16 protein-coding genes are annotated in these 21,021 nt (G+C 56.6%); 8 read left to right on the top strand and 8 right to left on the bottom strand.

Annotation, left to right across the window (positions count from 1 at the left end):
- Positions 1-30: 30 nt before the first annotated feature.
- Positions 31-309 carry a YcgL domain-containing protein gene (locus AB5Y83_RS13465; protein WP_005360946.1) on the top strand — a complete coding sequence of 93 codons (279 nt, stop codon included), beginning with the start codon at positions 31-33 and terminating at the stop codon, positions 307-309.
- Between the two features lie 854 nt (positions 310-1,163).
- On the opposite strand, the gene AB5Y83_RS13460 is transcribed toward AB5Y83_RS13465, so the two are convergent.
- The 3 genes from AB5Y83_RS13460 to AB5Y83_RS13450 form a co-directional block, all read right to left on the bottom strand.
- Positions 1,164-2,534 carry an L-serine ammonia-lyase gene (locus AB5Y83_RS13460; RefSeq protein WP_005336844.1) on the bottom strand — a complete coding sequence of 457 codons (1,371 nt, stop codon included), beginning with the start codon at positions 2,532-2,534 and terminating at the stop codon, positions 1,164-1,166.
- 275 nt (positions 2,535-2,809) lie between these two features.
- Positions 2,810-4,195, bottom strand: coding sequence for an L-serine ammonia-lyase (locus AB5Y83_RS13455; RefSeq protein ID WP_219263830.1), 1,386 nt, complete (start codon positions 4,193-4,195; stop codon positions 2,810-2,812).
- A 152-nt stretch (positions 4,196-4,347) separates the two neighbouring features.
- Positions 4,348-4,632 carry a pyrimidine/purine nucleoside phosphorylase gene (locus AB5Y83_RS13450; protein ID WP_005336842.1) on the bottom strand — a complete coding sequence of 95 codons (285 nt, stop codon included), beginning with the start codon at positions 4,630-4,632 and terminating at the stop codon, positions 4,348-4,350.
- Positions 4,633-4,902: 270 nt separating this feature from the next.
- Between AB5Y83_RS13450 and AB5Y83_RS13445 the strand changes: the two genes are divergently transcribed.
- A complete protein-coding gene (locus tag AB5Y83_RS13445) occupies positions 4,903-6,144 on the top strand; it encodes a dicarboxylate/amino acid:cation symporter (protein ID WP_005360943.1) in 1,242 nt (413 codons plus the stop codon).
- A gap of 1,628 nt (positions 6,145-7,772) precedes the next feature.
- Here the strand turns inward: AB5Y83_RS13445 and pfkA are convergent.
- From pfkA to elyC, 3 genes are all read right to left on the bottom strand, one after another.
- Complete coding sequence (gene pfkA / locus AB5Y83_RS13440) at positions 7,773-8,744, bottom strand: 6-phosphofructokinase (RefSeq protein WP_005336840.1); 972 nt, start codon at positions 8,742-8,744, stop codon at positions 7,773-7,775.
- Between the two features lie 149 nt (positions 8,745-8,893).
- A complete protein-coding gene (gene tpiA, locus AB5Y83_RS13435) occupies positions 8,894-9,649 on the bottom strand; it encodes a triose-phosphate isomerase (protein ID WP_005336839.1) in 756 nt (251 codons plus the stop codon).
- Positions 9,650-9,784: 135 nt separating this feature from the next.
- The gene (elyC, locus tag AB5Y83_RS13430; protein ID WP_319920504.1) at positions 9,785-10,555 is read right to left on the bottom strand and encodes an envelope biogenesis factor ElyC; all 771 of its coding nucleotides are present in this window, start codon (positions 10,553-10,555) and stop codon (positions 9,785-9,787) included.
- A gap of 101 nt (positions 10,556-10,656) precedes the next feature.
- Here elyC and cmoM point away from each other — a divergent pair, with 101 nt between their 5' ends.
- From cmoM to AB5Y83_RS13400, 6 genes are all read left to right on the top strand, one after another.
- A complete protein-coding gene (cmoM, locus tag AB5Y83_RS13425; RefSeq protein WP_319920503.1) occupies positions 10,657-11,433 on the top strand; it encodes a tRNA uridine 5-oxyacetic acid(34) methyltransferase CmoM in 777 nt (258 codons plus the stop codon).
- A 100-nt stretch (positions 11,434-11,533) separates the two neighbouring features.
- Positions 11,534-12,868 carry a chromosome partition protein MukF gene (gene mukF / locus AB5Y83_RS13420; protein ID WP_005345760.1) on the top strand — a complete coding sequence of 445 codons (1,335 nt, stop codon included), beginning with the start codon at positions 11,534-11,536 and terminating at the stop codon, positions 12,866-12,868.
- On the top strand, positions 12,849-13,568 hold the full coding sequence (mukE, locus tag AB5Y83_RS13415; protein ID WP_005345759.1) for a chromosome partition protein MukE: 720 nt from the start codon (positions 12,849-12,851) through the stop codon (positions 13,566-13,568). Before mukF ends, mukE begins: the two co-directional genes overlap by 20 nt.
- A gap of 3 nt (positions 13,569-13,571) precedes the next feature.
- Positions 13,572-17,999, top strand: coding sequence for a chromosome partition protein MukB (mukB, locus tag AB5Y83_RS13410; RefSeq protein WP_368175328.1), 4,428 nt, complete (start codon positions 13,572-13,574; stop codon positions 17,997-17,999).
- Positions 18,000-18,258: 259 nt separating this feature from the next.
- A complete protein-coding gene (locus tag AB5Y83_RS13405) occupies positions 18,259-18,645 on the top strand; it encodes a septal ring lytic transglycosylase RlpA family protein (protein WP_368175327.1) in 387 nt (128 codons plus the stop codon).
- A gap of 158 nt (positions 18,646-18,803) precedes the next feature.
- A complete protein-coding gene (locus AB5Y83_RS13400) occupies positions 18,804-19,331 on the top strand; it encodes a hypothetical protein (protein ID WP_236398364.1) in 528 nt (175 codons plus the stop codon).
- A gap of 36 nt (positions 19,332-19,367) precedes the next feature.
- Here AB5Y83_RS13400 and AB5Y83_RS13395 read toward each other — a convergent pair whose 3' ends face one another.
- Both AB5Y83_RS13395 and AB5Y83_RS13390 read right to left on the bottom strand, forming a co-directional pair.
- A complete protein-coding gene (locus AB5Y83_RS13395) occupies positions 19,368-19,994 on the bottom strand; it encodes a heme-binding beta-barrel domain-containing protein (protein WP_236398366.1) in 627 nt (208 codons plus the stop codon).
- A 298-nt stretch (positions 19,995-20,292) separates the two neighbouring features.
- Positions 20,293-20,496 (bottom strand): hypothetical protein, encoded by a 204-nt coding sequence (locus AB5Y83_RS13390; RefSeq protein ID WP_110303762.1) that lies wholly within the window; start codon positions 20,494-20,496, stop codon positions 20,293-20,295.
- Positions 20,497-21,021: the final 525 nt, after the last annotated feature.

The following is a 21,021-nucleotide window of genomic DNA, read 5'->3' as shown; positions in this document are numbered from 1 at the left end:
CAATAAACTCGTCGGATTATATCAATTTCCATGTTGTGTGCAGTCTATAAAAGTCGCAAAAAAGCCGAGACCTACCTTTTTGTTGAAAAAAGAGAGGATTTTTCCCGCGTTCCCGAGCCATTGCTGAGCGCATTCGGGCGTCCCGAGCTGGTGCTGATGACCAAGCTGGATCCGGCCAAGCCCTTGGGGCTGGCTGATGTCGGCAAGGTGATGGCCGCGCTGACCAACCAGGGGTTCTACCTGCAGGTGCCGCCGCCTCCCGAGAATTTGCTGGAGCAGCACAAGGCCAGCCTGAAAAAACCATCCTGAATATCCAGCCCCGTTGTGCGTTCTGTCAAGCGGGGCTAATTCTTTGTGACTCTGCATGACGCATTCCGGCCCCGGTGAGGTAGCTTGCGATAATCCCGTGACAGGATCTGGCCAAATTAAACCCTCCCTTTGGTGATATTCACTTTTCGCTGTTTAAATAGAAAGTCAATCTACTCCCAACACCATATCCTCAACCTTTGCTGGCGCTCACAAAAATAGCGAGCGGCGTGCTCTCATATCCGCCATTTCAACGGCTATTGGCTTATTCATCGATTATTTCAGCCTCTTCCTTGGGCGCTTTTTTGGCCTCCACTGCGCGATGAGTTGTCCATCAAAGGGCGCGTAAAGAGGGCGGTGATAACGGTGCTAAAACCAGTTTGAGCGATGCGCTGTGGCCAAAATGATGAGCTAACCCCCTGTTTGTGTGCTTGATTGTTTGCCCTGATCACGAAGTATCACATAGGAGGCAATCAATGTGGCGGCGTGATAATCCGCAGGGTGAGCGGTAACCGCGTCTTGCCAAACAAGGGTATGACCAAAGGGGGGATATTGAGCTGAGGGGGCATCTCGATATCGATTAGTTGTGGAATCGTGGCTGGGGCAAGATAGCGGGTAAAAGGTTTCATGTCGGGGCGTAATGTCCCTTTCAATGCATTGAGAAGAGTTAATCAAGGTATGTAATTAGAGAGGTATTTAGAAAAAGCAATCAGCATCGCAGTGGCGTAGCAGGGACATATCAGCGACGCCCTACAGTGAAATGGTCGGTATGCCGGTTTAAGTGCCCGGCATCCCATCTGGGCAGTAAAAAAGGCGGGATATCCCGCCTTTGTTCAGATGAGGGTCGCAACCCCTATTTATTCGCAGGCAACCTGCATCACCTTGATGGCCAGACCGCCACGGGAGGTTTCACGGTACTTGGAGTCCATGTCCTTGCCGGTGATGTACATGGTCTCGATCACCTTGTCCAGGGAGACGCGCGGCTTGGAGGTACGACGCAGGGCCATACGGGAGGCGTTGACAGCCTTCATGGCTGCGATGGCGTTACGCTCGATGCAAGGCACCTGTACCTGACCGGCAACCGGATCACAGGTCAGACCCAGGTTGTGCTCCATGCCGATTTCGGCGGCTTCGCAGACGTGCTCCGGGCTACCGCCCATCAGCTCGGTCAGACCGGCAGCGGCCATGGAGCAGGAGACACCCACTTCACCCTGACAGCCCACTTCGGCGCCGGAGATGGAGGCGTTCATCTTGTAGAGGATACCGACGGCACCGGCAGCCAGATAGAAACGGGTGTACTCGTCGCGGCCAACCGGCTGGATGAACTTGTCGTAGTAAGCCAGTACGGCTGGGATGATACCGGCAGCGCCGTTGGTCGGTGCAGTGACCACGCGGCCACCGGCAGCGTTCTCTTCACTCACGGCCAGAGCGAACATGTTGACCCAGTCAACGATGTTCATCGGATCGCTCGAGAGGTTCTCGTTGGTGTTGAGCTGACGGTAGAGCGGCGCGGCACGACGGGGTACGCGCAGCGGGCCGGAGAGAACACCTTCGGTACGGCAGCCGCGCTCGATACCTTCACGCATGGTGTTCCAGATCTTGCCGAACTTCTTGTAGATCTCTTCCGGAGTGTTGAAGCACTTCTCGTTTTCCATCATCAGGGCAGAGATGGAGAGACCGGTCTGGCTGCAATGGGCAACCAGCTCGGCGGCGCTCTTGAACGGATAGCGTACGGACATGTCGCCGCTGTCAGCCTTGCCGAAGTTCTCTTCGTCAACGATGAAGCCACCACCGATGGAGTAGTAGGTCTTGCTGTAAACCACTTCATCTTCGATCAGGGCAGTCAGCTTCATGCCGTTTTCGTGCAGCGGCAGGGCTTCGTCGTGGAATACCATGGCGTCACGCGGGAAGCTGACGGTGTGGCAGTGCAGGCCGATCGGCAGGCGCTCGGTCTGCTCAACACGGGAGATAAACTCGGGGATGGCATCGATATCGACATTTTCCGGCAGGTTGCCAGCCAGGCCCATGATGATGGCAGTGTCGGTATGGTGGCCTTTGCCAGTCCAGGAGAGGGAGCCGTAGACATCGACATTGATCCGGGTTACATCGCGGATCTTGCCGCCCGCGCGCAGCTCGTCAACAAACTGTTTGGCCGCTTTCATCGGGCCAACAGTGTGGGAAGAAGAGGGGCCTACACCGATTTTGAAGATATCAAAAACGCTGATCATGTCACTATTACCTCAGGGTAGAAGGGGGCGGCATGCCCACTCACAGAAATTTGGGAGATCCATGGAACGCGCTTGTCAGCGCAGGTCACAGAACCAGATAACCGTAGTGTAACGGCTCCAGACCTAAAAAAAGTTGAAATAGATCTATTTTTGTTGAATCTGAGGCGCGAGTATAAAATTTATTTTTGTGCTTATCCATTTTGTTAAGCGTTTGCCCATAAAAATACCCGGCGATGCCGGGCATTTCGGAACCAAATGGATTCATTTGCCGTTTTTTAACATTCGGTAATGTTAACGGCGAGGCCACCACGGGCCGTCTCCTTGTATTTGGTCTTCATGTCGTTGCCAGTCTCCCACATGGTCTTGATCACCTTGTCGAGCGACACCTTGTGCTCACCGGTGCCGCGCAGGGCGAGGCGGGCGGCATTGATCGCCTTGACCGCCCCCATGGCGTTGCGCTCGATGCAGGGCACCTGCACCAGTCCGCCGATGGGATCGCAGGTGAGGCCGAGATTGTGCTCCATGCCTATTTCGGCGGCGTTCTCCACCATGGCCGGACTACCCCCCAGCAGTTCGGTCAGCGCGCCAGCCGCCATGGAGCAGGCAACCCCAACTTCACCCTGACAGCCCACTTCGGCCCCGGAGAGGGAGGCGTTCTTCTTATATAAGATGCCGATGGCAGCCGCGGTGAGGAAGTAGCGGATCAGCGTCTCGTCATCCACCTTGTGAACGAAGCGATCGTAGTAGTGCAGCACGGCGGGAATGATGCCCGCGGCGCCATTGGTGGGGGCGGTCACCACCCGGCCACCGGCGGCGTTCTCCTCGTTGACCGCCAGCGCAAAGAGATCGACCCACTCCATCACCATCAGCGGATCCTTGTTGAAGTTGGTCTCGCAGCTTAGCTGGCGGAACAGCCCAGGGGCGCGGCGCCGAACCTTGAGGCCGCCCGGCAGCACCCCTTCGCTCTTGCAACCTCGCTCGACGCAGCCCTGCATCGCCTGCCAGATCTTGCGCAGCCCCGCTTTTATCTGCTCATCGCTGCGAAATACCCGCTCATTGGCCAGGATCAGCCCCGAGATGGAGAGGCCGCTCTCCTGACAGTGGGCCAGCAGTTGGGCCCCGCTGTCAAACGGGTAGGGGACTGGGTGTTCGGCATCGGACTTGGCGGCCTCCTCCTTGGCGGTGGCAAAGTGGCTCTCTTCAATGATGAAGCCGCCCCCGATGGAGTAGTAGGTCTGGCTGAAGCACAGGTTTTCCTCTTTATCAAAGGCGCGCAGAGTCATGCCGTTGGTGTGGGCCGGCAGGGTCTTGCGGCGGTTGAAGATGATGGCACCGGTGCGCGGAAAATGGCTTGGTTGCTCGCCTGCCAGCGGCAGGTTCTGCTCCTTTTCCACTCGAGCCAGAATGGCAGGAATCGCATCGATATCGACCGATTCCGGTTCAAAACCCGATAACCCCAGAATGATTGCCTTGCCGGTACCGTGCCCTTTGCCGGTCTGGCCCAGCGAGCCGTAACACTCCACTTCGACCCGCGTGACCTGTGGCAGATGCCCTTGCAACTTGAGCTGCTGGACGAAGGCATAGGAGGCACGCATGGGGCCGACGGTATGGGAAGAGGAGGGGCCAATTCCGATGGAAAACAGGTCAAACACGCTGATCATGACATCAATCCGGTGATGGTTTATGTCTGTTTATTCTAGGATTTTTGCCATGGATAGGAAGCGGGGATGTGCGGTGCTGTGACATGGACACAGATAATGGGGCTGGGGGGACCAAGAAAGTTGAAGGGGCTGATCCCCTTCAACCGGCCTGATCAGTCGAGAAATTCGCACAAGTAGGCGGTGGGGGTTTTCACTTCCAGTTTGAAGGAGGAGTGACCGGCCACCAGGAAGGATTCACCCTGGCTGTAGGTGTGCCACTCATCTTCATCAGCCAGCTGGATGGTGAGGGCGCCCTTGATCACTGTCATCCGTTCGGGGGCGGCGGTGTTGAACAGGTAGTCACCGGCGTTCATCACCCCGACGGTTGATTTCTCGCCTTTTTGTTCGAAACCGATAGATTTTACATTTCCGTCGAAATACTCGTTAACTTTCAGCATCTTTACATCCCTGTGTGTACGTTTGTGCAGCCAAACTAGCACAATCTTTTGCCAGTTGTCATGGGGGATGAGGTAAAAATCGCCGAGACCGCTTTGAATCTTTACTTTTTCGCAAACTTATTAATAGCCAAGGTTAATGATTTGCTGATTTAAAACAGCAATTAAATGTGAGATAACACGCGCAAACAGGGGAATGGGCAGCCGCTCATTCCCCTGTTTGGTTAATTGCACTGGGAAAAGTGTGAATTTTGCTACATAAAGGAACATATTGTGTTAACTAAAGGACTCATTAAAAACATCGGCTTCCAGGTTGTGGTCGCCATGGTACTGGGCGCAGTGGTCGGCGCGTTCATGGGTGAACAAGCCACCGTGTTTGCACCGCTCGGTACCCTGTTTATCCAGCTGATCAAGATGCTGGTGATCCCGCTGGTGGCAGTAGCCATCCTCTCCGGCGCCGCCAATCTGGGCGCCAGCCCGGCGGCGGGCAAGATCGGTGCGGCTACGCTGGCTTTCTTCCTTGTGACCTCCGCGTTGGCCGTGTTGCTGGCACTGGTAATGGGGCAGATCTTCAAACCGGGTGTCGGGGTCGATTTCGCTTCCGTTGCCTCTATGTTTGGTGGTGACTACGCCGATAAAGGGGCGTTGCCGGATGCAGTCGCCACCTTGCTTGGCATGATCCCCACCAACGTCTTCAACTCCCTCAACGAAGCGAACATCCTGCAGATCCTGGTGTTCTGCATGTTCCTCGGCATTGCGCTGGCCAAACAGCCGCGCGAGCGGGCCAAACCGCTGGTCGATGGGCTCAATACTCTGGTGGATGCGTTCGTCTGGATGATCAACAAGGTGATGATCATCGCGCCGCTCGGGGTGTTCGGTCTGATGGCGGAAGCCATCGGTACCTATGGCTTCGATGTGCTGACCCTGGTGCTCAAGCTGTTCGTGGTTTATGTGGCTGCCATCCTCATCTTCGGCTTTGTGGTCTACCCGCTGCTGGTGATGATGTTCTCCAACACGCCGGTAATGAAGTACCTCTCTGCCATGAAGAAGCCACAGATCGTGGCCTTCTCCACCGCCTCTTCCATGGCGACCCTGCCGGTCAATATGGAGACCTGCGAGCATGATCTGAAAGTGACCAACGCGACCGCCTCCTTCGTGTTGCCGCTGGGTGCCACTATCAATATGAGCGGCAACGCCATCTATTACGGTCTGGTCGCCATCTTCTTTGCTCAGGTTTACAACATCGATCTGAGCGTCGGTGCCTGGGCCGCCATCATTGTGACCTCCACTCTGGGCGCGATCGGTCAGGCCGGTGTGCCTGGCCCAAGCTTCCTGGTGGTTGCCGTGCTGCTGGCGGCCGGGATCCCCATCGAAGGGTTGCCGCTGCTGTTCGCGCTGGACCGTCTGTTCGACATGATCCGCACCTCCCTCAATATCACCGGCGATGCGGCCTGTGCTGTCATTGTTGACCGCTTCAGCCCGGAATATGACCCAGAGCGCTGGAACAAGGCATAACTGCTTTGAGCTGGGCTGAGATATAACAGCCTTAAGCTGACACTGCGTAACGCGAGCCCCTGCCATGATGGCGGGGGCTTTTTTATATCTGCCGGACAAGTATCAGAGCAAAGGTGTGCACAAGAGATTGCTGACGGATGTCGCTGTGTTGAATGGAGAGTACAGGAGGGGAAAACATCAGTTGTGGGCATGGGCCGTGTGGCGTCAACCGGCCTGTTGTAGATGCCGGGGTAGGGGATTGTCAAACGGCGGGTAACAAAAAGGGGAGCCTTGCTCCCCTCGGATATGATCTGCTGCTGGTTCTACTCCATCAGGCCATATGGTTAAACCATCCTGGTTACACCCTTGTGGCGAAAGAAACAGCGTCAACGTGATGAAATCATATCTATGTTGACCATCTCGGCATTATTGCTGAAAAGCGCCAGTTGGTGGCGATTAAACAGACATGGCAAAGAGGGTCGGTCCGGATTGATGCCTCTCTATCCGGCTCAGAACTGTGACAGTGAGGGCAGAGAGACAGCAACCAGGGTGAAAAACACCGTGAAAACGGCAGTAACGACAAACTCTTTCATTTTTCTCTCCCTAAGTTGTTGGTTGATGTAGTCAAGATACCATAACAAGGGGGTAAAACAAGGTGTAAGTTGATAAAATAGCTGCTTTATGTGCGTGGCTGGTTGAGATGGCTATTTTTGTCATATTGAGCTGATTTTATCACCTGCTATGGCATGTTAGGCATTCAAGATTCTGTTTTTATGGTTATTTCATTTAAATTCAATTAGTTGGTGAGCTGTTGGCTGGTTTTGTGAAGGGTTTTGTATGGAGCTCAAGTGGCGTTTTATAAGTTTTCACCCTCGTAATAGTGTCATTGAGGCCATAAAAAGTGCGCAAGGCAATGATTTGACGATTCCTGACATAGATAGCCCATCCAAAAGAAGTCTATGGAGAGAGTCTGGTTGCCAACCCTTGTCACACCATCACTTTATCAGTCCAGAGTCTCCGCATTTTTACAGCAATACACTGGATTCATAGGGAGGAGAGCCGTGCATCGGGGGGGGACAGAGTAGCAGCTGGCTGTTTTATCACCGCCAATTTTCCCGTCGGCCTCGGAATAGACATGGCCGCAGCAAGAGTGAGGTGCGCAATAGGGCAGAGGCATACTCTCTGGCTGGGCTGGGCTGGGCTGGGCTGGGCTGGGCTGGGCTGAGCGCGAGCAGCGATTTGCGTGGGCGATGCACCTGCGTGAGTCATGTGATTGCAATACGAGAGCTGCGCCGGAGCATGGTTGGGTAAGATATCTGCGTCCCTTCTACAAGATTGAGATATAAAAAGCGGCGTATGACGAGGAGGCCGAACAAGCCCGTTTCAGGGTCGACAGAGCACAGGTCAACGTAATCTGGTTCGCAGTGATAAAACATCCACGACAATACCGGAACTCTGTTCGTAAGCTGATGCGGGTTGGTGTGAGGAGGGGAAGGCTGGTGATCTGTCAGATGGCGCAAGGGTAGGGAATCAGGCAACCCTTATGGTGAGGGCCACAAAGCGTGCGGATGCCCCCGTTTTTGTAAGATATTAAAAAACCCTCCGATGGAGGGTTTTTGTCATCAACAGCCGGTAAAAAGCCGCGAGGCTTAGAACAGGGTGGTGGAGAGGTTGTAAAGCTCCTGATCGAACGGACGCTTCATGTTCTCGATGCAGTCGATGATGTCGTGGTGTACCAGCTCGTTGCGCTGGATACCGACGCAGCGACCACCGTGACCAGCCAGCAGCTGCTCAACGGCGTAAGCACCCATACGGCTGGACATGATGCGGTCACGGGCAGTCGGGGCACCGCCACGCTGGATATGGCCCAGGATGGTGGCGCGGGTTTCACGACCGGTCAGGGCTTCGATGTCCTTGGCCAGCGCGTTCACGTCGGTAACGTGCTCGCAGATGGTGATGATGGCGTGCTTCTTGCCCTTGGCTTCGCCTTCCTTGATCTGCTTGAGCAGCTTCTCTTTGTCGAAGGCTACTTCCGGCACGATCACATACTCGGCACCACCGGCAACGGCAGCAGACATGGCCAGATCGCCACAGTGGCGACCCATGATCTCGACCACGGAGATACGGTGGTGGGAGCTGCAGGTGTCGCGCAGACGGTCGATGGCGTCAACTACCACGTTCAGGGCAGTATCAAAGCCGATGGTGAAGTCGGTACCGGCGATATCGTTGTCGATGGTGCCCGGCAGGCCGATGCAGGGGAAACCCTCTTCAGTCAGCTTCTTGGCCCCCATGTAGGAGCCGTCACCACCGATGACGACCAGCGCATCGATACCGTGTTTTTTCAGGTTTTCGATCGCTTCGGCGCGCACAGCGGGGTCTTTGAAAGCAGGGAAACGGGCGGAGCCGAGGAAAGTACCACCACGGTTCACCACGTCGGAGACGCTGTGACGCTCCAGCTTGACGATGCGATCCTGGTGCAGACCGAGGTAGCCATCATAAATACCGTAAACTTCCAGGCCATGATGCAAACCGGCGCGAACCACGGCGCGAATGGCTGCGTTCATACCCGGTGCGTCGCCACCACTGGTCAAAACACCAATACGTTTGATTTGTTTGGTCATGAGTGCCTCTGGATCTGAGTTGTCAAATACGAATGTTTAAATAGACAAGCCACTTTTACTATATCGGCTTTCATATGGGATGCGGGGGCCACCATAGGAAAAGCGATACAAGAGAGGGGACGAGCCCCTCTCTTTGCCGTAATCAGCGATTACTTGGCAGCGCCAGCGATGATCTGGGAGAAGTCGTCCACTTTCAGGGACGCACCACCGACCAGGCCACCGTCGATGTCCGGCTGACCGAACAGGTCGGCTGCAGTGGCGCCAGTGACGGAACCGCCGTACAGGATCTGTACTTTGGCAGCAACGGCGGCATCAAAACCGGCCAGGTACTGACGGATGTGAGCGTGAACGGACTGAGCGATCTCCGGAGTGGCAGTCTTGCCAGTACCGATGGCCCATACCGGCTCGTAAGCGATAACGGCGTTGTTGAAGGAAGCGATGCCGCAACGGTCGATAACGGCTTTCAGCTGGGTCTCAACCACGTTCTTGGTCACGCCGGCTTCGAACTGCTCCAGAGTTTCACCGATGCACAGAACCGGCACCAGGCCGCCTTTCTGGATCGCTTCGTACTTGGCAGCAACCACGTCGTCAGTCTCTGCGTGCAGGGTACGACGCTCGCTGTGGCCGACCAGAGAGTAGGTGCAACCAAAGGCTTTCAGCATGGAGGGGGCGTTTTCGCCGGTGAAGGCACCAGACTCGTGAACGTCAGCGTTCTGGGCACCGTAGGCAATCTTGCTGCCAGCGGTCAGTTGCTCAACCAGACCCAAAAAGATAACCGGCGGGCAGACGGCGACTTGCACAGAAGGATGAGCGGCAGCAGCCGGGGTCAGTCCTTTGATCAGAGCTTCTACAGAAGCCTTGGTGCCGTTCAGTTTCCAGTTACCCATTACCAGGTGCTGTCTCATCTTGTATATCTCCTAGGCATTTGATTGCGCGACATTATATGAATTGAACCGAGCCCAAGATAGCTGACCCGGCGGCAAATGACGTAATTTTTTTTCGCTTTCCTGATCCAAATCAGGAATGAAACGCTTGATCGCTCATTCGTTAACCTGCCCCCGCAAGCGAGCCCACCATACCCCAATCCATTCGTGGATGGCAGCTTCGGAATACATCAGATAACGCCCTTTGGGTAAATAACTGTAGAGGGGCTGGGGTACCTGGCTCTGCTTGGCGGTGTAATCGGTGGGGGCTGGCACGGCATTGAGTCCCTGACCCTGATAGAGGGCCATGGCGCGTGGCAGGTGGGTGGCAGAACTGACCAGCGCGACCTCTTTTCCCTTGAGGTGACGACTGATACTGACCGCCTCATCATGAGTGTCTTTGTTGTTTTCAAACAACGTCATCCGCGAACGGGGAATGCCGAGGCTCTCGGCCATCCGGGCATTGACCTCGGCATTGGAGAGGGTATCCCCCGATACATAGCCGGAGAAAACCAGCTCGGCGTCCGGATAGGCCTGGGCGAGGCGAACCCCTTCGAGAGTGCGGGCCAGGGCAATATTGTTTTGCCAGGAGCGCTCGGGCACCGCCGGGTCGCTGACATGACCATTGCCGAGCACCACTATGGCCTCGATGTTGGGATGCTGGCTCACCTCGAACGGCGGGAAGGTTTGCTCCAGCCCGCGGGCCAGTTCATAGCTCACCGGCCGCATCCCCATCAGGGCCACAATGAGCAGCGAGAGGGTGGCCAGCAGCTTGCCGGTTTTCTGAAAACGGGTGAACCAGAGCAGCAGCAGGGCGACCAGTAGCAGGGAGAGGGAGAAGGGGAGCGGCATCAACAGCTGACCCAGCCACTTTTTAATCACAAACACGACAGACACTTCCTTGAGTTTTCAGCAAATTCGGGATGTGACAGAATACCTCTCTTTTTTGGGATGGCCACAACCCTGTGGCGCTAATGTTGAGTTTCTCCTTGAAGCACGATCAGAGTTTTGACGGGCGCGCCGACAAGTTCGCCCGCAACATTTACGACTCCACCAAGGGGCGCATCCGCACCACCATTGTCTGGAGCGACATCGAAGCCTGCCTGGCCCGCCTTGGCAATCGACCGCTGCGCATCCTCGATGCGGGGGGCGGTTTCGGCTATTTTGCCCAGAAGCTGGCGGCCATGGGCCATCTGGTGGAGCTGTGCGATCTATCAGCAGAAATGCTGGAACTGGCCCGCAGCCAGATCGCCGAGAAGGGGCTGGAAGACAAAATCCGTCTCATCCATTGCCCCATTCAGGATCTGAAGCAACACGTGACCGGGACCTTTGACCTGGTGCTCTGCCATGCGGTGCTGGAGTGGCTCGCCGAGCCGCGCCAGACCTTGCTGGGTCTGTTCCCTTTCGTCAATGCCGGGGGCATACTGTCGCTGCTTTTCTACAACCGTCATGGTTTGCTGTTCCAGAGCCTGGTGGTGGGCAATTTTGACTATGTGCGCCTTGGCCTTCGCAAGAAGCGCCAGACAGCGCTTACGCCCACCAATCCCCAGCTGCCGGAGCAGGTCTATGACTGGATTGGTCGCGGGGGGCTGCGCATCATCGGCAAGACGGGGGTGCGGGTCATCCACGACTATATGCGTCACAAGCAGGATCAGGTGGAGAAGTTCGACGATCTGCTGGCCATGGAGCAGCAATATTGCCGTCAGGAGCCTTTTGTCTCCCTCGGTCGCTATATCCATGTGATGGCCCAGAAGCCGGCCAGCTGATTGCTCGCGGTTCACTTCGATGTGAACCATGTTTTCGATGCTACCGGATGTAGCCGCGCGCACGATTTTGCGCCCAATACAACAACGAGATGACAACATCATGATGAGTACATCCCGTACCCTGCCAGAGCGTTCTTTGCCGGAGCTAGTAGGGTGGGTCAGGCAGGAGGGGTTGGCGTTGAGCCTGCCGACCGACCGGCTGGCCTTTCTGATTGCAATCAAGACGCTATCCGAAGATGAGTCGGACCTGTCGGAAGCAGCACTGCACGACGCCTTTGGCTATGTCAGCAGCGCTTTCGGCCAGATGGACGAGACCCTCACCGGTCGCGCCAACAACGCCATCAACGATCTCATTCGCCAGCAGCTGCTGTCACGTTTCAACACCGACATGGTGGCGGGGGAGAGCCTCTACCGCCTGTCGCGCCTGGGTGTGAGCATCGTCGACTTCTTTATGGATCAGCGTCAGGTTGACTCCATCAAGCTCTCCATTCTGCTCGAACACCTGGCTGCCGAGCTCGACACCGCCCGCAAGGCGGCGCTCGAGACCAACACCCGCGAGCAGTGGGATGCCGAGGTGCTGCCGCGCCTCACCTTCTCGCTGGAAGAAACCTTGGGGCGCATCGATCTCACCCAGCGCGCCATGGATGAGCAGCAGAATCAGGTCAAAAGCGAAATCGCGGCCCTGCTGACCCAGAACTGGGTCGATGCCATTCACAGCTGCGAAAAGCTGCTGCACGAGACCGGCCAGACCCTGCGCGAGCTGCAGGATACCCTGGACGCTGCCGGCCACCGCCTGCAGGCGGGGCTGCTCAACATTCAGGAAGCGGCGCAGGGGCGCGACGATCTGTTCCACGTCGAGGAGCTGACTCACGCCTTGCAAGGTCGTCTTGACGTCATCACCAGCTGGGGTCAGCAGTGCATCGAGCTCTGGTCCCGCTACGACAGGCACGTCCACAAATTTATCCGCAACGCCATCGACATGGACAAGAACCGTGCCTTCAGCCAGCGGCTGCGCGAGTCCATCCGCAATTTCGAGCAGCACAACTGGCAGCTGCGGGTGGCCGAAGAGCCCCGTCTGCTGGAGCTGCGCGACGAGACCATCGCCATCCACGACGAGGAGGTGACCGGTGAGGTGCCCCTCGAGATGGAGTATGTCGAGATGGTGGACATCAACCAGGAGCTGGCCGAGCGTATCGAGCGCTATCTGGCCCGCTACCCCGAGCAGGGGCAACAGCTGGACTTGGCCGATGTGCTGCGGGAATACCTGCTGGACTACCCGGCTCATGCCCACTTCGATGTGGCGCGTCTTCTGATCGACCAGGCCGTGCGCCTGGGCCATGCCAGCGGCGAGCGCGAACTGCATCGCCAACCCGCATGGAAACCCATTAACCAAGCTGGATCCAAGGTTCAGGCCTATGTCATTGATCAATACTGAGTTTCCCTTGCCGCTGCGGCTTGCAGAGGCGATTGCCAACCCCTTGTTTCCGCGCATCGACACCGCCTTGCGCTCCGGTCGCCACATCAGTGCCGACGAGTTCGAGCAGCACTCGGCGCTGGTCGAATATCACAGCGAGCTGGAGATCTTCTACGGCCGCTATCAGGTGGAGCTGATCAAGGCGCCGGAAGGCTTCTTCTACCTGCGTCCGCGCCCGAGCTCCGACATCGGCACCACTGTGCTCTCCGAGCTCGATATGCTGGTGGGCAAGGTGCTCTGCTACCTCTACCTGAGCCCGGATCGTCTGGCTTCGGAAGGGGTATTCGCCATGGCCGAGTTGCAGGAAGAGGTGCTGAGCCTCGCCGACGAGAAGCAGCTGTTGCGGATGGTCAACAGCCGCTCCGGCGGTACCGATCTCGACAAGAAGAAGCTGCTCGAAAAGATCCGTACCTCCATGCGCCGTCTGCGTCGCCTTGGCATGATCACCGCCCTTGGCAACGGGGATAAATTCCGGGTCAACGAATCGGTGTTCCGTTTCGCCGCTGACGTGCGCTCCGATGAAGATCCGCGCGCCGTTCAGCTGCGGATGATCCAAGAGGGTGAAGCCATCTTCCACGACGACGAAATGCCGAGCAGCGACTCGCTCTTTGATGACATCGAGGCGGATCTCGATGAAGAACAACTGGATCTGGAGGTATAACCGGTGCGAGGCAAGTTCAAATCCCTGACCATGGTCAACTGGAACGGCTTCTTTGCCCGGACCTTCGATCTCGACCAGCTGGTCACCACCCTTTCTGGCGGTAACGGCGCGGGCAAGTCCACCACCATGGCGGCCTTTATCGCGGCGCTCATCCCCGACCAGTCACTGCTTCACTTCCGCAATACCACGGAAGCGGGATCGAGCAGTGCCTCCCGTGACAAAGGGCTCTACGGCAAGCTGCAGCGAGGTCACTGCTATTCCCTGCTGGAAGTGATGAACAGCCGCGAACAGCGGATCTGGGTCGGCGTGCACCTCGAGCAGGTGGCCAACCGTGACAACAAGGTCAACATCACCCCGTTCGCGCTGGTGGATGTGCCGGAGAATCTGGCACCGACCGATCTGCTGCTGGAGAAGCTTGATGGCGGCAAGGGGCGGGTACGCGCCTTTACCGATCTGAAAGGGGCGGCCGCCGAGCTGGGGGCGCTGAAAGTCGCCAAGTTCAATACGGTGACCGACTATCACAACTTCATGTTCGAGTTCGGCATCACCCCGAAGAAGCTGCGTGACCAAAAAGATCGCGGCAAGTTTTATCGCCTGATCGAAGCCTCCCTCTACGGCGGCATCTCCTCGTCCATCAGCCGTTCCCTGCGCGAATACCTGCTGCCGGAGAACTCCGGGGTGCGCAAGGCGTTTGCAGATATGGAGGCTGCCATCTATGAAAACCGCCGCACGCTGGAAGCGATCAAGGAGACCCAGGGTCAGCGGGATCTGTTCAAGAACCTGATCACCGAGACCACCCACTATGTGGCCGCTGACTATGTGCGCAACGCTGCCGAGAAGAGCCGTCTCTCCGAGCTGGCCCTCAAGGCGCGACAGGAGCTGGCCGACAAGCGCCGCATTCTGGCCGAAGAGAAACAGCGCGCCATCTATCTGGCCGACGAGGTGGAGCAGCTCACCAACCGCGAAAAATTGCTGACCGACGAGCTGGAGTCTGCCTCCGAGCATCTGGCCAAGGTGATGGCGGCTGTCAGCTTGCAGAAGAAGATCGAGATGTACCGCGCCGATCTGGCGGATCTCTCTGACAAACTCGAACAGCAGCAGGCGGTGGTGGAGGAGATCCACGGCCAGCTGCTGGAAGTGGAAGAGCGCAAGGAGCTGGCGCAGGCAGAAGTAGACAGCCTCAAGACCCAGCTGGCCGACTACCAGCAGGCGCTCGATATCCAGCAGACCCGCGCCATCCAGTACCGTCAGGCGGTGCAGGCGCTGGAGGCTGCCCGCGAGCAGTGCGAGCTGCCGGGGCTGACCGCTGAGCAGGCGAGCGACACCCTGCACCAGTTCCGCGCAGCCGAGCAGAGCCTCACCAGCCGGGTGCTGGGGGCCGAGCAACAGCTGGCACTGGCCAAGGCGGCAGTGGCCGAGCACGAAGCGGCGCTGGCGCTGCTGCTCAGCATCGCTCCGGAAACAGTGCGCGAGGCCGCCTGGCCTTCCGCGCAGGCGCTGCTCAAGCGTCACATCGAAGACAAGGCCCGCATTGCCCAAGGGCAGGGTCTTCGCGCCGCGCTGGCTCGCCTCGAGAAAGAGAGCGAAAGCCAGAAGAGTCTCTTCAAGCTGCGCGATGAGCTGCAGCAGGCCTCTGGCCAGCTTATAACCAGCAGCGATGAGCTGGAAATCTTCCTCGAAGCCCAGCGCACCCGTCAGGAGGAGCTCTCCGAGCAGCAGGCGGAGGTGAACCAGCGCCGCGCCAGCCTCGAGCATCAGGGTAACCAGCTGGGCCGCGATATTGCGGAGCTCACCAAGCTTGCGCCGCGCTGGCTGAAATCCTTTGAAAAACTCGAGCAGCTGCGCGAGCAGAGCGGTTTGCCGCTCGCCACCGCCGAAGAGCTTTCGGCCGGTATGCAGACGGTGCTCGACAAGGAGCGCGAGTTCGAGCAGGAGAGCAACCGCATCGCGGCGCAGAAACAGGCGCTGGAGCTGCAAATTCGCAACCTGCAGCTGGGGGCTGGCGAGGCGGATCCCCGTCTTGCACGCATCGCCGAGCAGGTGGGGGGCGTGCTCCTCTCCGATGTCTACGACGACATCTCCATCGACGATGCCCCTTACTACTCCGCGCTCTACGGCCCGGCTCGCAGCGCTTTGGTGGTGCTTGACCTTGAAGGTGCCATCGAGCGGCTGAAAAAGCTGGAAGATTGCCCGGAAGATATCTACCTGATTCAGGGCAACCCCGACTCCTTTGACGAGGATCTGGTGGAAGCGGACGAGCTGGGGGACGCCGTGCTGGTGCGCACCAGCAAGCGTCAGGTGCGCTTCTCCCGCTATCCCGAGCTGCCGCTGTTTGGTCGCGCGGCGCGGGAAAAACGGATCGAGCAGCTCGACCTTGAACGCGAAGGGCTGATCGAGGGTTACGCCAAGGCCGCTTTCGAGCAGCAGAAGTACCACCGTCTCTACGGTCACTTCCGCGACTTTATCGGTCAGCATCTGGATATCGCCTTCCGCCCCGACCCCGAAGCCGAAGTGCAGGCCAAACAGGCCGAACTGCGCACCCTACAAGGGGCCATCGGCGAGTGCGACAAGCAGCTGAGTGATGCCAAAGCGGCCGCCGCCCAGCTGACTCGCCATATCCAGCTGGTGCAGGGGATGCTGCCCTTTGCCCACCTGTTTGCCGAGACTGATCTGGCGGCTCGCCTCGAGGAGGCACACGCCGATGTGGAAGCGCTGAAACAGGCCGAAGCCTTTATCGCCAAACACGGCAAGTCGCTGGAGAAGCTGGAAACCATGGTGCAGGTGCTGCGTCAGGATCCGCAGGATCTTGCCGCGCTGCAGGCCGCCTATGATGAGGTGAGCGACCTGCTGGCCGAGCAGAAACGCCGGTGCTACGCCCTCGATCAGCTGGTGGCCCGCCTGCCGCACTTTGCCTATCAGGATGCGCAAGACCTGCTGGGCAAGGCCTCCGAGATGAGCGAGCGACTCAAAGAGAAGCTGAAAGCGGCTGAGCTGGCGGCCCGCACCGCTGGCGAGCAGCACAAGCAGATTGCCCAGCGCCACACCGAGGCGTTGCAACTGCGTACCGCGCTCAACTCCAGCGTCGAGGCCAAGCGCCAGACCCTGACCGAGTTCGAGCAGGAGCTGGCAGCTATGGGCCTGACCCTCTCTGACGATATGGAAGAGAAGGCGCGCGCCCACAAGAAAGAGATTGAAGAGCTGCTGATCCGTACCCGTTCCCGTCGCACCAGCGCCGAGGCCCAGTTGCAGGTCACCAAGCGGGAGATCGAATCCCTTGGCGGTCGTCTCAAGCTCGAAGGCAAGGATTACTACAGCGCCCGTAAATCCCTGGTGGGTCACAAGGCGAGCTGGTCGCGGGTGGTGCGGCTGGCGCGGGAGACCGACGTCGAGAAGCGTTTAAATAAGCGCGAGCTGGCGTACCTTGACAGCGACGAGCTGCGCTCCATGTCGGACAAGGCCCTCGGCGCCCTGCGGGTGGCGGTGGCCCACGACGAGGCTCTGCGCGATGCGCTGCGACTGTCGGAGGGCAACCGCAGCACCGAGCAGAAGGTCGCCTTCTACGTGCAGGTCTATCGTTACCTCAAAGATCGCATCCGCAACGACATCATCCGCTCCGATGACCCGGTCGAGGCGATCGAGGAGATGGAGATCGAGCTGGCCCGTCTCGCTGACGAGCTCAAGCAGCGGGAAACCCATCTGTCGCTCTCCTCCCACGAGGTGGCGGCCAAGATCACCAATATCATCCGCCGCGAGCAGAACCGCATCCGGGTACTCAACCAGGGCTTGCAGAACATCGCCTTCGGTCTGGTGCGCGGGGTGCGCCTCAACGTCAATATCCGCGAGGCCCACACCCGTCTGCTGACGGCGCTGGCCGATCAAACCGCCATGCACAACGATCTGTTCGCCGACAAGGAGCTCAGCTTCTCCGAGGCGATGGCCAAGCTGTTCCAGCGCCTCAATCCGCAGATCGAGCAGGGGGATCGCAGCTATCAGGTGATGGGCGACGTGCTGCTCGACTATCGCAACTATCTGGAGCTGGAGATCGAGGTGCAGCGCGGGGCCGATGGCTGGCTGCGTGCCGAGAGCGGCGCGCTCTCCACCGGTGAGGCGATCGGTACCGGTCAGGCCATTCTGCTGATGGTGCTGATCAGCTGGGAGGAGGAGTCCCGCCGTCTGCGCGGCAAGGATATCGCCCCCTGCCGTCTGTTGTTCCTCGACGAAGCGGCCCGTCTGGATGGCAAATCCATCGCCACCCTGTTCGAGCTGTGCGAGCGGCAGGATATGCAGCTGCTTATCGCGGCGCCCGAGAACATCAGTCCCGAAAAGGGCACCACCTACAAGCTCATCCGCAAGGTGCAGGGCAAGCACGAGCACGTGCATGTGGTGGGTCTGCGCGGCTTCGGCTTTGCCGACGACAAGCTGATTGCCTGAGAAGTTTCTGGCCCATCCCGATACGGGATGACCGGTAACTAGTTGAAAGGGAGGCATTTGCCTCCCTTTTTACATGGAAGATATGGCACAGTAGCCGTACCGTCGCTGCTGCCTGACAACAAGGCGAGTAACATGGTGAGTGCCTTGGAGCTATGGCAAGGTGAGAGCTCCCGTCTGCAAACGTGTCGCCAGCGTCACCTGCCGTATCGAAGAAGCAAAATTGCGCATAGCGAAAAGAAGAAGAGAGGAGAAGTGAAAGGTGCAACATATCCAGAAAGGGCTGTTGTTATCTCTTTGTCTGCTGCTGGCCGCCTGTAGCAGCCGTTATGACGAGCGTCACGGCGGCAGCTGGCGCGGCTACAGCGAGACCGGTTATGCCAGCTATTATGCCGACCGCTATCACGGTAAAAAGACCGCCAGCGGCGAGCTCTATCGCAACAACCTCAATAGCGCCGCCCATATGGAATTGCCCTTTGGCTCCATGGTGCGGGTCACCAACCTCGCCAATGGCAAGAGCGTAGTGGTCAAGGTCAATGATCGCGGCGCCTTTAAAAGGGGGCGTATTATCGATCTCTCCAAATCGGCTTTTAGCACCATCGGTAATATTCGCGACGGGATTATCAAAGTAAAAATAGAGGTGCTCTAGGCTGGGTGAACCTGTTTATACACGAAAATGGATGTTGATGAATGATATTGGAAGGCTGACATCGACCAGTCAACCTTTCGATAGATAAAGATATAACATTGATATGGATCAATATTTAATTCAGCTAATAATGGATTTGTTATCAATGGAAAAAATCGATGGTCGTGATTGATATTTATTTTAGCCTATCTCGCCTGTTCGGCCTTACTATGTGGCAAACGGAGGGGTTAGTGATGATTATCTATGGTAAATATGGTGGTGCAGCGCTGAGAGCTGTTCATCTGATGGTGCAGAATAATTATGGGCATGTCACCGCCTGGGATATGGCTATTGCTGAAGCATTTGGTGATGATATTAGTACAGGGAAATTCAAGAATAATCCAAAGGTAACTTTTTTGACTCTTTGCAGTCTTGGTTGTATCAGTTGCATCATGCCAGTTCATTATATAGCTGCGACCAAAACCAGAGCATATGTGTTGGCTGCCATTGATTTATTGTCACACAAGGATATTACCAAGCCGATCAATCCCGAGCAGTTATGGCTGGAGGTGATCTCGGCCTGTAAGAGCGGCAAGGTTGTGAAGCATAACAATCAGATGGATGTCATTCTGACACTCTGGTATGCCGGTGTGCTCAATCCCGAGTGGGATAGGGATGCCATCAGGATAGATTATCGACGAATATAAAAAAGCCAAGGTAATGAATACCTTGGCCATGAAACATCAATTGGTTCTGGTCAGGGATGCACTATCGGAGTGTGCGAATGGCTTGCCATACACCATCAGGTTGGTGGTTTGACTGTATTTGAGGAGATCTTTCTCTGAGAAGTCCAGTGTCATCGAGAAATCCGCGGTGGAATCATTAATGGTCATATAATTGCTTTCCGCAATACCGCGCTTGCCCGTCTTGAACTCGATTTTGTTACCCGCTTTGCCTTCAGTGACCACACAGACTGCACGGGGTATACAGTATGAGTTGTAAACAAGCTGATTGGTCTTGTCATAAATCAGATAACCGCGTTGGTCATGAAATTTCCCATTATCACTTTTTCTGAATACTTCCTGCTTGTAATACATGGCTACCAGATATTGTTCGCTGGCATTTTTAGCATCGGCAGCCGGTTCAAAAGTAATGACTTCGTAAAAGGGTTCCACTGCTGGCCCCCCTTTGCCAACTTTGCTACCCTCCTGGCCGGGTGCTACATCTACACCACCAGCATCGGTGCTTTTCCATGTGCCAGCCAACTGAGCTAATGGACCAAAATCCAGACCGTTGATAATAGTGCTGGACTCTGCGTGAGCGAGCGTGGCACAGGTAATTAATGCTATGGGTAAGATAACTTTATTCATTGTGATAACTCCATCACTAATAATGACTTGCGAATAAATATGTTCAGCAAAGTAATTTTTATAACGGACCAAGGATGTGGTCAATGATATTGAGTGATGGTGGTTCGTTTTTGTGAGGTATGATTTGCTTTTTCGTGGCTAAATAAATTGAATTTGATATAAGACAATGTTGTATTTTTTCATCGCGCTTCCTCAGATATATCGTGATAGAGATAAAGGAACATTGACATGATGCGATGATCATTATGTCTCTGGCGTGAATATTTCACTCAGCCCCATCAATTGAAGGCGATAGCCACTAACTCTGCGGCACCCTGACCCCTTTGTCGAGATAGAGGCTGCTGTAGTTGGCCCTGTGGGTGACAAACATCACCTGATGGCGGCTGCCGTCGGAGAGGATAATAAAATCCCCCGCCTGAGCGGGGCTCTGCAAGGTGATCTCCTGCTCGGGGGCGGTCAGGCGATCGACATCTTCCTTGAAGGTGAGGGTGTAAGAGTACATATGGCGCTCCACTGCTGGCTCATATCAAACACTCCGTTGAAGGTAGTTGCTGTCATGGGCGCGCGCGGCGCCCGATTGGCGCTGTTAGACCAAATATCAGCGATGAGAACGTGCGTGGCTTCAGTCGGGTTGTTCTGCCGAGGTGCGCTTGAGGCGTTTACATCAAGGCCGTTGGTATCAAAACGATGGTAAAGGGGCGAAAGGGGGATGAAAAAACCGCCTATTGGCGGTTTTTCTTATGCGATGGGCCCTACTTCAGGGCCTTCTTCAGCTTCTTGATCTTGCCTTCATGCTTGGCAATTTTCTCAAGACGAGCGGCGATCTTCTTCTTGATCTCTTTCTTGCTTGCTTTGGCCATCGGTGGCGCTCCTTTGCAGTGGGGACACATCAGGTGTCAGTGTGGGTCTTCCCTTTGACGTCCCAGAGTGCCACAGGGCTCCTTTGTGAACCAGTATTCTGTTGCTTTAATAGCCAGTTCGCTATAACTGCAAGGGGCTGAGCCAGCGCAGCAGTTGCTGGCCAACC

It is taken from the genome of Aeromonas sp. R5-4, from assembly GCF_040908215.1.
GTDB lineage: Bacteria > Pseudomonadota > Gammaproteobacteria > Enterobacterales > Aeromonadaceae > Aeromonas > Aeromonas veronii.
Note: the sequence above shows the minus strand (reverse complement) of the source record. Positions and strands in the feature narration are given on the sequence as shown.